Source organism: Thioalkalivibrio sp. ALE21, assembly GCF_003208255.1.
GTDB classification, from domain to species: Bacteria; Pseudomonadota; Gammaproteobacteria; order Ectothiorhodospirales; family Ectothiorhodospiraceae; genus Thioalkalivibrio; species Thioalkalivibrio halophilus.
In genome coordinates this window covers 101,789-114,262 of the sequence record NZ_QKMA01000008.1, presented here as the reverse complement: position 1 = coordinate 114,262, position 12,474 = coordinate 101,789, and the positions used below count along the sequence as shown (strand labels likewise).

The window sequence follows — 12,474 nt, the reverse complement described above, 5'->3', positions numbered from 1 at the left end:
TCGGGCGCCCCACGATCAGCCGGGCCGGGACCGGGGCACCAATGGCCGGAGCGCCTCCGGTTTACCCCCTCCCGTTGCGAGCCCCTTGCGGAGGGTGCCTCGCGCCGGAAACAAGGCGCCGGATGTCTGAGCGAAGCGTAGCTTCGCGAGTTCGGCGCCGCCGGCGCGGGGCGCCCGGAGCAAGGTTCCCGGGCGAGCTCCGGGTGCCCTTCTTTGGGTCCTTTCTTGGGCAAGCAAGAAAGGACCTCGCGGTGCGCTCGCGAGAGAGCGCAACCCCCGGCGGCAGCCAAAGCCGCCGACTCCGCAGCGCCAGCTCAAGGCCCCGCGGCAGCGGTCAGGCACGGGCAGCAGCCCGTGTTCGCTTGCAAGCAAGCTCCCACAGCCGTTGCCGGGCGCCGTCCCGACACCCGGCCAGCGCTGCGCCGGTGTTACATCGCCCGGATGCGTTCGCGCTGCGCGGCGAGCTGCTCGCGGGTGGCCTGCATCTCGGCGACGCGGTCGCGTTCTTTCTGCACCACCTCGGCCGGGGCGCGGTCGACGAAGCTCTCGTTGGCAAGGCGCTTTTCGCTTTGCTCGAGATTCTTGTCGAGCTTGTCGATCTCCTTGTCCAGGCGGGCGAGCTCGGCGTCCTTGTCGATCAGTCCGGCCAGCGGGATCAGCAGCTGCATCTCGTCGACCAGGGCCATCGCGGATTCCGGGGCCTCGTCGGTGGCGTCCAGCCAGGTCACGCTCTCGGGTTTCGCCAGAAACTCCAGCAGCCCGCGGTGGCGCGCGTAACGCTGCTGGTCGGCCTCGCTCCAGTTCTTCACCAGCACCGGCAGCGGCTTGCCCGGGGCGATGTCCATCTCGGCGCGAATGCGGCGCAGCCCGGTGATGAAATCCTTGACCCAGTCGAGCTCGGCGGTGGCGGTGGCATCACGCGGGAAGCCGTCCTGCGCGGGCCAGGGGCGCTGCACCAGGAACTCGGTGTCGTCGCCGATGCCGGCGTGCGGCTTCACACTGGTCCAGATCGCCTCGGTGATGAACGGGATCACCGGGTGCAGCAGGCGCAGCAGGGCCTCGAGCACGCTGACCAGCGTATGGCGCGTGGCGCGCTTGACCGCGTCAGGGGTGGCGTCGTCGTTCAGCACCGGCTTGGTCAGCTCCAGGTACCAGTCGCAGTAGTCGTGCCAGGTGAACTCGTACAGCGTCTGCGCGGCGAGATCGAAGCGGTAGGCGTCGAGCTGCTGAGTGGCGGTCGCGGCGGTTTCGGCCAGGCGGTCGAGGATCCAGCGATCGGCCAGGGTGCGGTGTTCCGCCGTGTCGGCAGCAGGCGAGCAGTCCTGGCCCTCGACGTTCATCAGCACGAAGCGCGAGGCGTTCCACAGCTTGTTGCAGAAGTTGCGGTAGCCCTCGATGCGGCCGAGATCGAACTTGATGTCGCGCCCGGTGGTGGCGAGTGCCGCGAGGGTGAAGCGCAGGGCGTCGGTGCCGAAGGCGGGGAAGCCGTCGGGGAAGGCCTTGCGTGTGGTCTTCTCGATCTTCTTCGCCATCTGCGGCTGCATCAGGCCCTGGGTGCGCTTGGCCACCAGGTCGTCGGCGCTGATGCCGTCAATGAGATCGATCGGGTCGATCACGTTGCCCTTGGACTTGGACATCTTCTGGCCTTCCGAGTCGCGGATCAGGCCGGTGACGTACACCTCGCGAAACGGCACGTCGCCCATGAAGTGCTCGCCCATCATGATCATGCGGGCGACCCAGAAGAAGATGATGTCGAAGCCGGTGACCAGCACGCTGGTCGGGTAGAAATCCTTGAGCTCCTGCGTCTGCTCCGGCCAGCCGAGGGTGGAGAACGGCCACAGCGCCGAACTGAACCAGGTGTCCAGCACGTCCTCGTCCTGTTCCAGCGCCACTTCGGCGCCCAGGCCGTGCTTCTCGCGCACCTCGGCCTCGGAACGCCCGACGTACACGTTGCCATCGCCGTCGTACCAGGCGGGGATGCGGTGGCCCCACCAGATCTGGCGCGAGATGCACCAGTCCTCGATGTTGCGCATCCACTCGAAGTAGGTCTTCGACCAGTTCTCCGGCACGAAGCGGATGCGGCCGTCCTCCACCGCCCTGATCGCCGGTTCGGCCAGCGGGCCGGCCTTCACGTACCACTGGTCGGTCAGATAGGGCTCGACCACGGTGCCGGAGCGGTCGCCGCGCGGGACCATCAGGCGGTGGTCCTCGATCTTTTCCAGCAGGCCGAGGTGATCCAGATCGGCCACCACGCGCTTGCGGGCCTCATAGCGGTCCAGTCCGCGGTAGGCCTCGGGCACGTTGTCGTTCATGCACGCGTCGATGGTCAGGATGTTGATCACCGGCAGGTCGTGACGCTGGCCCATCGCGTAGTCGTTGAAGTCGTGCGCCGGGGTGATCTTCACGCAGCCGGAGCCGAACTCGGACTCGACGTAGTCGTCGGCGATGATCGGGATCTCGCGCCCGACCAGCGGCAGGCGTATGGTCTTGCCGATCAGGTCGCGGTAGCGCTCGTCCTCCGGGTGCACCGCGACGGCGGTATCGCCCAGCATGGTTTCGGGGCGCGTGGTGGCCACGGTCAGGTGCCCGGAGCCGTCGGCCAGAGGATAACGGAAGTGCCACAGGTGACCGTTTTCCTCTTCCGACAGAACCTCCAGGTCGGACAGCGCGGTGTGCAGCACCGGGTCCCAGTTGACCAGGCGCTTGCCGCGGTAGATCAGGCCTTCGTCAAACAAGCGCACGAAGACTTCGAGCACCGCCTCGGACAGGCCGTCGTCCATGGTGAATCGCTCGCGCGACCAGTCCACCGAATCGCCCAGCCGGCGCATCTGGCGGGTGATGGTGCCGCCGGATTCGTTCTTCCAGTCCCAGACCGCGCGGACGAACTCCTCGCGCCCGAGGTCGTGGCGGGTCTTTTCCTGCGCCGCCAGCTGGCGCTCGACCACCATCTGCGTGGCGATCCCGGCATGGTCGGTCCCGCCCTGCCACAGGGTGCGGTCGCCGTGCATGCGCCGGTAGCGGATCAGGGTGTCCATCAGCGTGTGCTGGAACGCATGCCCCATGTGCAGCGTGCCGGTCACGTTCGGTGGCGGCAGCAGGATGCAGTAGCTGGCCTCGCCCGTCTCCGGCGGCGCGAAGATGTTCGCGGCCTCCCAGCGTTCGTACTGGGCCTGTTCGATGCTCTTGGGGTCGAAGCTCTTGTCCATGATCGGGCCGGGCTCGGGTATGGATGGGAAAGCCGCGCATTATAACGAGCCGCCGACTCCGTGACGCGACCCCGCGGCGTAATCGTCCGGATGCGTAGTGAAAACCATGGATCTTGTGAGATAATAGCCGGCCCGGTCGAAAACGGGCAGCGATCGGTTCATGTCAGCCCGATCAGCCAGAGAACAAGGAGAAAAAACGCATGTTCAATCGAAGCAAGATGGCCGTAGCCGTTGGTGGCGCCGTGCTCGCGATGGCGGGGATGTCCTCGGCGCAGGCGGATACGTTTCACGGCGGATACGTCGGCGGCCAGCTGGTAGTGGTGGACTACGATTTTGACGTGGACCCCGGTCCGTCCCTGTCGGATACCGATGTCGGCATTGGCGGTCTGGTCGGGACCGGTACCACTGAGAACAACTACTACCTCGGCGTGGAGCTCGACTTCTGGCTGGATCAGGCCGACGACTCGACCACCTGGAACGGTGTGGATTACGACGTGGATGTGAAGCACAGCTATGGCGTGAACCTGCGTCTCGGCCGGGTCTTCAACGACGACTGGCTGGTCTACGGCCTGCTGGGTTACCAGGGCACCAAGGCCAAGGTGTCCGCCGACGGGCTCGGGTCGGATTCCGAGACCTACGAGGGCGGCCGCGGTGGCGTGGGTGTCGAGTACCAGCTCGAGAACCGCATGTTCTTCCGCGGCGAGTATTCGCAGACCTTCCACGGGGACGAAACCGTGCTTGGCGGGGTCGAAGTGGATCCGGATTCCTGGCAGGTGAAGGGCGCGATCGGCTACCGCTTCTGAAGCCTTTCGGGGCAGGATCGGAATGAAGGGGCCCCGCGCGCCGGGGTGGCGTGCGGGGCCCTGTTGTATCGGGGCATTGCGGTGCCCCGTGAGCGGGTTGCGGGATCAGCCGCTGACCCAGGCGTCGCACCAGCCGCCCGCGGCGACGTTGACGCCCTGGAAATCGGCGTGATGGCATCCGCCGTTGCCGTCCCAGAAGGCGCAGTTGTCGCAGCGCTCGCCCTCGGAGTAGTCCGGGTGATCGGCGTTGGCGGCATCCGCCACGTAGTTGTGGGCGTGTCCGTCCTCGGCCATGGGATTGGCCTTGGCGGCGGACATGCCGGCCATGCTCACAACCGGGATGGCGGCGACGGCCGCGGAGGCGCGGCGGAGAAAGGTACGGCGGCTGATATCGGTCTTGTCGGACATGGTTCCGACCTCCTTGCTGGTAGTTTTCTTGTGACGGCATCTCATGTGGATGCCGTCGCTACCTTGCATCGGTTCTCCGCGTTATTTCTACGTGAATGGGTCACAAAACCTCCCCAAGTGAAGGGATTTATGATCCAGCTCAAGGGGTGGGTGCAGGGAAGGACGCCGTCCGCCGACGGGGCTCACAGGGCGTGATGTTCCAGCGGATAGCCGCGGTCGCGGAAGTAGCGCCAGCGGGCGCGGCCGGCGGCGCGGCCGGCGTCGTCGCCGCCGACGATGTCGGCCACGCGCTCGAAACGGCCGCAGTATTCGGGGACCTCGGCGGCCAGGTTGACCAGCACGTCGCAGTGGGTGGTCGGGGCACGGGAATCGTGCAGGGTCACCGGCACGTCGGCGGCGTCCACCTCGGTGGCATGGGGCAGGAAGGCAGTGTCGCGGAAGGTCCACAGCCATTCGTCCAGGCTCTGCGTCAGGGCCGGGTCCCCGGTGTGCACGTGCACCCGGTGACCCTGGCGCGAGGCCTTCTCGGCCAGCCGGCAGGCCAGCTGCAGGCGCGCGTCAGGCTGCGCATCCTGCAGCAGGTAGAAGGTGACGCGGGTCATGCGCCGGCCTCCTTCAGGCCTGATCCAGCAGGTACTGCATCAGCATCGGGACCGGACGGCCGGTCGCGCCCTTTTCCTTGCCGCTCTTCCAGGCCACCCCGGCGATGTCGACGTGCGCCCAGGTGTAGTCCTCGGTGTAGCGCGAGAGGAAACAGCCGGCGGTGATGGTGCCGGCCGGGCGGCCGCCGATGTTGGCCATGTCGGCGAAGTTGCTCTTGAGCTGTTCCTGGTACTCCGGCCACAGCGGGAGCTGCCAGCCGCGGTCGCCGGTTTCCTCGCCGGCCTGCTGCAGCTGCCGGACCAGACGGTCGTCGTTGCCCAGTAGCGCGGCACCCTGGTGGCCCAGGGCGATGATGCAGGCGCCGGTGAGGGTGGCGATGTCGATCACCGCCTTCGGCTTGTAGCGATCCACCCAGGTCAGGGCGTCGGCCAGCACCAGGCGGCCCTCGGCGTCGGTATTCAGGATCTCGACGGTCTGCCCGGACAGGGTGTGGATGATGTCGCCGGGCCGGGTGGCGCGGCCGTCCGGCATGTTCTCGGCGCTGGTGACCACGCCGACCACGTTGATCGGCAGGCCCAGTTCGCACACCGCCTCGATGACCCCGAACACGCTGGCGGCGCCGCACATGTCGTATTTCATCTCGTCCATCTCGGCGCCCGGCTTGAGCGAGATGCCGCCGGTATCGAAGGTGATGCCCTTGCCGACGAACACCACCGGGGCATCGTCCTTGTCGCCGCCGCGGTACTCCATCGCGATCAGGCGCGGCGGACGCTCCGACCCCTGGCCGACGGCGAGGATGGCCCCGGCGCCCAGGGCCTCCAGTTCGTGTTCGTCGAGCACGGTGGTCTCGAGACGGTCATACTGTTCGGCGAGCCGGCAGGCGGTGTCGGCGAGGGTTTCGGGATAGCAGACGTTGGGCGGGGCGTTGCCCAGGTCCTTCGCCCGGTTCATGCCGGTGACGATGGCCGCGGCCTCGCTGCAGGCCTTCTTCGCCGCATCGGCCTGGTTGCGTTCCACCGCGAGCTGGACCTTTTCGAGCTTGACGGGCCGGGTTTCTTCCTTGCCCTTGAACTCGAAGAAGCGGTAGGCGGCATCGCCGATGGCGGTGATCAGGGTGCGCACGGTCCAGGCGATATCCTTGCCGCGCGGGACGAAGTCCTCCACCGCGATCACGGCCGAGTCGGCCGGGCGCTCCACCAGCGCGCTGGCGAGGGTCTGGCAGGCCTTGCGCGCGGCGCGGGCGTCGTAGTCCTTCTTCGCACCCAGGCCGATCAGCAGCGCGGAACCCTTGCGCCCGGTTCCGGGCACCAGCAGGCGCGAGCTGGCGTCGCCGTCCATCTCGCCGGCCTTGAGCAGGGCTGCGAGATCGCCGTCGCGGGCCTCATCCAGGACCCGCGCGCCCGGGGCCGGTTTGCGCCGGTGGCTGACGGCGGTGACACGGATCCCGGCCCGGGGTTTGTCGACGGTGGAGGTGGTGACGGAGAATTGCATGGGCGCCTCGCGGGAAGGAATGAATGACCTCCAGTGATACTACCAGCGCGTTGCCGGACTGCACTATGCACACCGGTAACATGGATACGGGCCGCGCATGATCCTGCGCCGGGCCGAGCGCTTCGTTGCGCGCGAACTTCTGCTGACCCAGGCGGCGGTCACCGTGGTACTGCTGCTGGTGATCGTCGGCGGGGTGCTCGCGCGGGTGCTGCAGGACGTGGCCGAGGGCAGCGTGCCGGCGGATTTCCTGCCGGCACTGGTGGGCTTCGGCGCGTTCAAGGGCATCGTCTACCTGTGGCCGGTGGCGCTGTTTCTGGGGTTCATGCTGGTGCTGGGCCGCATGCAGCGCGACAGCGAACTGATCGCGCTGCAGTCGGGCGGGATGTCGTTTGCGGCGCTGTATCGTGCCCTGTTCCTGGTCGCCGGGCCGGCGGCCATCCTGCTGGCGGCACTGATGAACACCGTGGTGCCCTGGACCGAGGGCGAGGTGGACCGCATGCGCGATCTCGCCGACCAGCGCTCGGATCTGGTGGGGATCGCGCCGGGGCAGTTCCTGGAGTCGCGCGTCGGCGATCAGGTGTTCTTCGCCGAACGCCTGAGCGATGACCGCGAGGCGCTGGAGGAGGTCTTCATCTACCGCGAAGTGGACGGCGAGGCGCAGGTCACGGTGGCCGCGCGTGCGATCCCCGATCCCGGTGCCGAGGGCAGTGGCTTCCTGGTGCTGGAGGACGGCTACCGCTATGTCGGCACCCCGGGCAGCGGGGCCTTCCGCATGCTCGAATTCGAGCGCCTGCGCACGCAGATCACCGAGCCCGACCCGGGCGCCGAGCGGCGCAGCCTGGAGGCGCTCTCCACGCCGGAACTGTGGGTCGAGCGGGACGATCACGAGGTACGCGCCGAGCTGGAGTGGCGCTTCGCCATGCCGCTGTCGATCGTGGTCCTGACCCTGATCGCCCTGCCGCTGTCACTGGTGCCGCCGCGCAGCGGGCGCTATGCGCGCATTCCCGCGGCGATCGGGGTGTACGTGCTGTACGCCAACTTCCTGATCCTGGGGCAGGGGCAGCTGGCGGACGGCCAGGTGCCCGTGGCCGTGGGACTGTGGTGGGCGCACGGCGCGATGCTCGCGCTGTGGTTGCTGCTGGCCTGGCGCAAGGGCCTGCTGCGCCGGCCGCGCCGGGGCGCGGGTCCGCCGGCGGGAGAGCCGGCATGACCACGATCCTGGGGCGCTACATCATCCGCCAGGTGCTGCTGGGGACCGCGCTGGCGGCGCTGCTGCTGGTTGCGCTGGACGCGGTGTTCGCGCTCATCGACGAGCTGCGCGACGTGGGGCGTGGCGATTACGGGGTGGCGCAGGCGCTGATGTACGTGGCCCTGACGCTGCCGCGGCGGATGTACGAGATGATGCCGCCGGCGGCTCTGCTCGGCGGTCTGCTGCTGCTGGGCAACCTCGCGGCGGGAAGCGAGCTGACGGCCATGCGCGCCGCCGGGATGACCGTCGGGCGGTTCGTCGCCTGGGTGATGCAGGGCGGGCTGATCGTGGTGCTGGCGATGGTCGCGATCGGCGAGTTCGTCGCGCCGGTGGCGGAGAACCGCGCGCAGAACCTCAAGGCGACCGCCTTCGACCGCGAACTGAGCGTCGGCTCGATGGGCCTGTGGGCGCGCGACGGGCGGCGCATCGTGCATGCCGAGGCCGTGCTGCCGGAAGACCGGCTGGCCGGCGTGCGCGTGGTGGAACTGGGCGAGGACCGACGGCCGCGGGTGATCACCCGGGCCGCGGGCGCGCGTTACACGGACGGCGAGTGGTGGCTGGAGGACGTGGAACGCTCGCGCCCGGATTTCGACGGGGTGGTGACGGAACATGCCGATGAGGAGCGCGTGGAGCGCCTGATCGCCCCGGAGTACTTCTCGGTGCTGGTGGTGGAGCCCGCGCAGATGGGGGCGCGCGACCTTCATCGTTACATCCAGTACCTGCAGGAGAACCGCCTGGACTCGGCGCCCTACGAGGTGGCCTTCTGGCAGCGTCTGACCCTGCCGGCCTCGACCTGGGTGATGCTGCTGCTGGCGATCCCGTTCCTGTTCGGGTCGCAGCGCGAGGGCGGGGCCGGGCGCCGCCTGTTCGTGGGCATCGCGATCGGGGTGTCGTTCGCGATCGTGATGCGGGCGATGACGCACGTGGGACTGGTGTTCGCGCTGCCGCCGGTGCTGGCGGCCAGCGCGCCGGTACTGCTGTTCCTGGTGGCGGGGCTGCTGGGGCTGCGGCGGGTGGCATGATGTGACGCGGATCATCGACGACAGGAGAACGACGCAATGAGAGCAGGCGGAAGACCGTCCCGGACCGGGCGCGCGGGGCAACTCCTGTGGCTGCTGCTGGTAGCCGGACTGCTGGCCGCCTGCGGCAGCCCGGGGCCCACCGATCTGGATCCGCTGCCGCGTTCGGCGACCGTGCTGGTTTTCGGGAACAGCGTGACCCACGGGACCGGGGCCGGCGATGGCAAGGACTTTCCGACGCGTCTGGAGGCGATCACCGGCTGGACCGTCATCAACGACGGGGTGCCCGGCGATCGGGCGGATACCGCACGCGGGCGCATCGAGGACAGCCTGGTCAAACATGAACCGGATCTGGTCATCCTCGAGCTCGGCGGCAACGACTTCCTGCGCGGGCGGGAGCCGGCGGAGGTGAAGGAGGATCTGCGGGCACTGATCGGACACGTGCGTGACCACGGGGGCCAGCCACTGCTGATCGGCGTGCCCGAGGCTTCGGCCCTGGGGGCGGCCACCGGCCGGCTGAGTGATGACGGGATCTATCGCGAGCTGGCGCGCGAGGAGGACGTACCGCTGATCGAGGGCGTGCTGGCCGGGGTGCTGAACGACCCGGATCTGCGTGCGGACCGCATCCACCCGAACGCGGACGGCTATGCACGCATGGCCGAGGAGATCGCCGACGGGCTGATGGAGGTCGGACTGTGGCTGGGGCGCCGAGCCCCGTGAGCGGGTGACGGGCCGGGTGACGGGTCCGGGTGACCGTGCAGGCGATCAGCCGCCCTCAGCCGCCCCCGGAGTCCTGTTCGTCCTGGTTTTCCTTCCAGCGCGGACGCTTGAGCGGCCGCGTGCGCATCAGCACGGTGGAGGACAGCCAGTCGTGCAGCATCCAGCGCTGCGGGTGCAGGGCACTGGCGCCCAGGGCGAGAACCCCCAGCGCGGTCATCAGCGCGGTCATCCAGTCGCCGTGCTCGCGCGCCAGATGGATCGCCATCAGGATGAACATCCACTGGGAGATTCCCACCAGGAAACGCAGCGTGGCCTGCCAGGAGGTGATCCGGCTGCCATCCTCGCTGCGCACCACCAGGTTCCAGGTCTGCATCCCGAGGGTTTGTCCGGTACGTCGCCAGAAACCGTAGAAAAAGGCCCAGGCGGCGAAGATGTTGAGGGTGAGCTGGACCTGCCAGAAGAACACCTCCAGCACGTTCCACAGGGGCAGGGTCACCAGCCCCAGCACCAGCCAGATGGCCAGTACCAGCAGGCTGTCGTAGAGCAGCGCGCCGAAGCGCAGCAGCAGGCCCACGGGGCGGGGGTCGCGATCGGGTGCGGGGATATCGGTCATGGAATCTCGCTGGTCACTGCGCGGAAGATTGCGTAGTCTTGCGGTATGTCGCGACGGTTTCAACGTATCCCGCTCGAATTTCCGGGCCGGCTCGAGCTCGCCGGGCGTACCTGTCCGGTGCGGGTGCTGGATATCTCGCTGCGCGGTGTGCTGGTGGAATGCGAGGGGCTCGAACCGCTCGCCCCGGGCACGTCCGGCCAGGTGGACATCCCGCTGAGTGACGAGGCCCGCATCGCCTTCGAAGGCACGGTGCGCTGGCAGCAGGGCGAGCGGCTGGGGCTGGAGATCGCTGCCATGCCGCTGGAGTCCGCCGGTCACCTGCGGCGTCTGGTGGAGCTGAACCTGGGCGACGAGGCGCTGCTGGAGCGCGAGTTCGCCGCCATGATCGGCGACCCGCCGGGCGAGGACGCCCCCGGCCGCTGAGCAGTTCGCCGCGGCGGGCTCAGTAGAGCTCGCTGAACGGCAGCACCTCCACCCACTCCCCGGCGCGTGCGCCGTCCGCTTCCCGCGGCAGCACCACGAAGGCATTCGCCCGGCTTATCGCGCTCAGCTGATGCGAGCCCTGGCCCCCGGCGCTGCGCACCACGTCCACGCCGTCCTCGGTCTCCACGATCGCCCGCTGATAATCCGTGCGCCCCGGCCGCTTGCGCAGATCCTCGCACAGCCGTGCGCGCAGGGTGCGCGGTTCGCCTACCGGCAGGCCGGCCAGACTGCGCAGGGCGGGACCGACGAACAGGCCGAAGGTCGCCATCGCCGAGACCGGATTGCCCGGCAGCCCGACAAACCGGGCCTGGCCGAAACGGCCGAAGGCCAGCGGACGCCCGGGCTTCATCGCGATCTTCCAGAAGCCGACCTCGCCGCGCTCCTGCAGGATGCGGGTAATGTAGTCGGCATCACCCACCGAGACCCCGCCCGTGGTCAGGATCAGATCGGCCTCGCGGCCCGCGGATTCCAGAGCCTCGCGCACGGCGTCCTCGTCGTCGGGAATGATGCCGTAGTCGCGGGCCTTGACCGCGTAGCGCGACAAGAGGGAACGCAGCATGTGCCGGTTGCTGTCGTGGATCTGCCCGGGTTCCAGCGGTTCGTCCACCGGCACCAGTTCGTCGCCCGTGGAGAAGAACACCACGCGCGGCTTGCGCAGGACCTCGACCTCACTGATGCCCTGGCTGGCGAGCACCCCGATCTCGGCCGGGCCCAGAACCTGTCCGGCAGGGTAGAGCCGTTCGCCGCTGCGGGTGTCCTCGCCGGGGCCGCGGATGTTCGCGTTGTCCGCGGCCGGGCGGTCGCAGCGTATGTGGTCACCTTCCACCGTCACGTGCTCCTGCATGACCACGGTATCCGCGTCGTCCGGGACCACCGCGCCGGTGAGGATCCGCACGCAGGAGCCCGGCGGCAGAGTGCCGTCCCACGGGTGCCCGGCGGCCGCCTGGCCGACCCGGCGCAGGCGCGAGCCGGCCTCGCGGGCATCGGCGGCGCGCAGGGCGTAGCCGTCCATCGCCGAGACCCGGGCCGGAGGGACGTCCAGCCGTGCATGCACGTCCGCGGCAAGGACCCGTCCGGTGGCCGTCTCCAGACTGCGCGTGCGGGTCCCGGTGACCGCCCGGCAGGCCTCCAGGACGGCGGCGCGCGCCTGTTCCACGGTGAGGGCGGTGGGGTCGAATTCGTCACAGGCGGCCGCGTTCATCCGGTTCCTCCGTTGTCATCTGTCATCCGTTCAATAACGGGTAAAGGGAAAGGTGTTCGATGATAAAGTCCGCCATCGGCGAGGGGTCGTCCAGCGGTAGCACCGGGCCATGGAAGGGCAGCCCGCCGGCGTCGGTGGCCACCGCGACCACCCCCGGCGTATCGGGGTACAGCGGCGGCTTGTCGTTGGCCTTGCGGTAGACCTCGATGCGGGGCAGGTCGGCGTTCTTGAAGCCCTCCACCAGGATCAGGTCCGAACGCGCCGGATCCAGTTTCGCGCACAGGGCGTCAAGGTCGGGGGTCGCTCCTTCCTCGATCTCGGGCGTCTCCACCATCAGGGCGAAACGCCGGGACGAGGCCACCAGTGTCTGGTTGGCCCCCGAGTGACGCAGCTCGTAGCTATCCTTGCCCGGCTTGTCCACGTCGAACTCGTGGTGGGCATGCTTGATCACCGCGGGGCGCAGGCCGCGGTTGCGCAGCTCCGGGATCAGCCGCTTCAGCAGCGTGGTCTTGCCCGAGCCGCTCCAGGCGGCAAAGCCGATGCGCGGCAGCGTGTTGTCCGGGTGGCTCATGACGGTTCCTCTCCCTGGTGGCAATGGCCCGGTCCGGTACCGGTAGTCGGGGAGTGTAAGGAATCGGCCGCCAATCTACACGCCGGTTGCGGGGGGCGTAAGTTCCC

The 12,474-nt window shown here is 68.7% G+C and carries 12 protein-coding genes; 5 read left to right on the top strand and 7 right to left on the bottom strand.

Annotated features, from left to right (window positions below; translation table 11 throughout):
• Positions 1-428 precede the first annotated feature (428 nt).
• Positions 429-3,206, bottom strand: coding sequence for a valine--tRNA ligase (locus D893_RS08670; protein ID WP_110619567.1), 2,778 nt, complete (start codon positions 3,204-3,206; stop codon positions 429-431).
• 200 nt (positions 3,207-3,406) lie between these two features.
• Between D893_RS08670 and D893_RS08665 the strand changes: the two genes are divergently transcribed.
• Positions 3,407-4,009: an outer membrane beta-barrel protein gene (locus D893_RS08665; protein ID WP_110619566.1), complete on the top strand. Its 603-nt coding sequence runs from the start codon at positions 3,407-3,409 to the stop codon at positions 4,007-4,009.
• A 105-nt stretch (positions 4,010-4,114) separates the two neighbouring features.
• On the opposite strand, the gene D893_RS08660 is transcribed toward D893_RS08665, so the two are convergent.
• The 3 genes from D893_RS08660 to D893_RS08650 all read right to left on the bottom strand — a co-directional run bounded on the left by D893_RS08660 (position 4,115) and on the right by D893_RS08650 (position 6,511).
• Positions 4,115-4,417: a high-potential iron-sulfur protein gene (locus tag D893_RS08660; RefSeq protein ID WP_110619565.1), complete on the bottom strand. Its 303-nt coding sequence runs from the start codon at positions 4,415-4,417 to the stop codon at positions 4,115-4,117.
• A 182-nt stretch (positions 4,418-4,599) separates the two neighbouring features.
• The gene (locus D893_RS08655) at positions 4,600-5,019 is read right to left on the bottom strand and encodes a DNA polymerase III subunit chi (protein WP_018946326.1); all 420 of its coding nucleotides are present in this window, start codon (positions 5,017-5,019) and stop codon (positions 4,600-4,602) included.
• A gap of 13 nt (positions 5,020-5,032) precedes the next feature.
• Positions 5,033-6,511, bottom strand: a complete 1,479-nt coding sequence (locus D893_RS08650; protein ID WP_110619564.1) for a leucyl aminopeptidase — start codon at positions 6,509-6,511, stop codon at positions 5,033-5,035.
• 97 nt (positions 6,512-6,608) lie between these two features.
• Between D893_RS08650 and lptF the strand changes: the two genes are divergently transcribed.
• The 3 genes from lptF to D893_RS08635 are packed head-to-tail and all read left to right on the top strand — an operon-like array spanning position 6,609 to position 9,499.
• Positions 6,609-7,721 carry an LPS export ABC transporter permease LptF gene (lptF, locus tag D893_RS08645; RefSeq protein ID WP_110619563.1) on the top strand — a complete coding sequence of 371 codons (1,113 nt, stop codon included), beginning with the start codon at positions 6,609-6,611 and terminating at the stop codon, positions 7,719-7,721.
• Positions 7,718-8,782, top strand: a complete 1,065-nt coding sequence (gene lptG / locus D893_RS08640) for an LPS export ABC transporter permease LptG (protein WP_077243694.1) — start codon at positions 7,718-7,720, stop codon at positions 8,780-8,782. The genes lptF and lptG overlap by 4 nt, the downstream gene beginning before the upstream one ends.
• Before the next feature lie 36 nt (positions 8,783-8,818).
• Positions 8,819-9,499: a GDSL-type esterase/lipase family protein gene (locus D893_RS08635; protein ID WP_110619562.1), complete on the top strand. Its 681-nt coding sequence runs from the start codon at positions 8,819-8,821 to the stop codon at positions 9,497-9,499.
• 55 nt (positions 9,500-9,554) lie between these two features.
• On the opposite strand, the gene D893_RS08630 is transcribed toward D893_RS08635, so the two are convergent.
• Positions 9,555-10,112, bottom strand: a complete 558-nt coding sequence (locus D893_RS08630) for an RDD family protein (protein WP_024329858.1) — start codon at positions 10,110-10,112, stop codon at positions 9,555-9,557.
• A gap of 45 nt (positions 10,113-10,157) precedes the next feature.
• Here D893_RS08630 and D893_RS08625 point away from each other — a divergent pair, with 45 nt between their 5' ends.
• A complete protein-coding gene (locus D893_RS08625) occupies positions 10,158-10,535 on the top strand; it encodes a PilZ domain-containing protein (RefSeq protein WP_024329859.1) in 378 nt (125 codons plus the stop codon).
• 19 nt (positions 10,536-10,554) lie between these two features.
• On the opposite strand, the gene glp is transcribed toward D893_RS08625, so the two are convergent.
• Together glp and mobB are read right to left on the bottom strand one after the other, a co-directional pair.
• Entirely contained in the window at positions 10,555-11,796 is a 1,242-nt protein-coding gene (gene glp / locus D893_RS08620) for a gephyrin-like molybdotransferase Glp (protein ID WP_110619561.1), read from the bottom strand.
• A gap of 22 nt (positions 11,797-11,818) precedes the next feature.
• Positions 11,819-12,367: a molybdopterin-guanine dinucleotide biosynthesis protein B gene (gene mobB / locus D893_RS08615; RefSeq protein ID WP_110619560.1), complete on the bottom strand. Its 549-nt coding sequence runs from the start codon at positions 12,365-12,367 to the stop codon at positions 11,819-11,821.
• Positions 12,368-12,474: the final 107 nt, after the last annotated feature.

Excerpts from the sequence above, each read along its gene's own strand:
- D893_RS08670 (WP_110619567.1), bottom strand. The coding sequence starts at position 3,206 with ATGGACAAGAGCTTCGACCCCAAGAGCATCGAACAGGCCCAGTACGAA.
- D893_RS08665 (WP_110619566.1), top strand. The coding sequence starts at position 3,407 with ATGTTCAATCGAAGCAAGATGGCCGTAGCCGTTGGTGGCGCCGTGCTC.
- D893_RS08660 (WP_110619565.1), bottom strand. The coding sequence starts at position 4,417 with ATGTCCGACAAGACCGATATCAGCCGCCGTACCTTTCTCCGCCGCGCC.
- D893_RS08655 (WP_018946326.1), bottom strand. The coding sequence starts at position 5,019 with ATGACCCGCGTCACCTTCTACCTGCTGCAGGATGCGCAGCCTGACGCG.
- D893_RS08650 (WP_110619564.1), bottom strand. The coding sequence starts at position 6,511 with ATGCAATTCTCCGTCACCACCTCCACCGTCGACAAACCCCGGGCCGGG.
- lptF (WP_110619563.1), top strand. The coding sequence starts at position 6,609 with ATGATCCTGCGCCGGGCCGAGCGCTTCGTTGCGCGCGAACTTCTGCTG.
- lptG (WP_077243694.1), top strand. The coding sequence starts at position 7,718 with ATGACCACGATCCTGGGGCGCTACATCATCCGCCAGGTGCTGCTGGGG.
- D893_RS08635 (WP_110619562.1), top strand. The coding sequence starts at position 8,819 with ATGAGAGCAGGCGGAAGACCGTCCCGGACCGGGCGCGCGGGGCAACTC.
- D893_RS08630 (WP_024329858.1), bottom strand. The coding sequence starts at position 10,112 with ATGACCGATATCCCCGCACCCGATCGCGACCCCCGCCCCGTGGGCCTG.
- D893_RS08625 (WP_024329859.1), top strand. The coding sequence starts at position 10,158 with ATGTCGCGACGGTTTCAACGTATCCCGCTCGAATTTCCGGGCCGGCTC.
- glp (WP_110619561.1), bottom strand. The coding sequence starts at position 11,796 with ATGAACGCGGCCGCCTGTGACGAATTCGACCCCACCGCCCTCACCGTG.
- mobB (WP_110619560.1), bottom strand. The coding sequence starts at position 12,367 with ATGAGCCACCCGGACAACACGCTGCCGCGCATCGGCTTTGCCGCCTGG.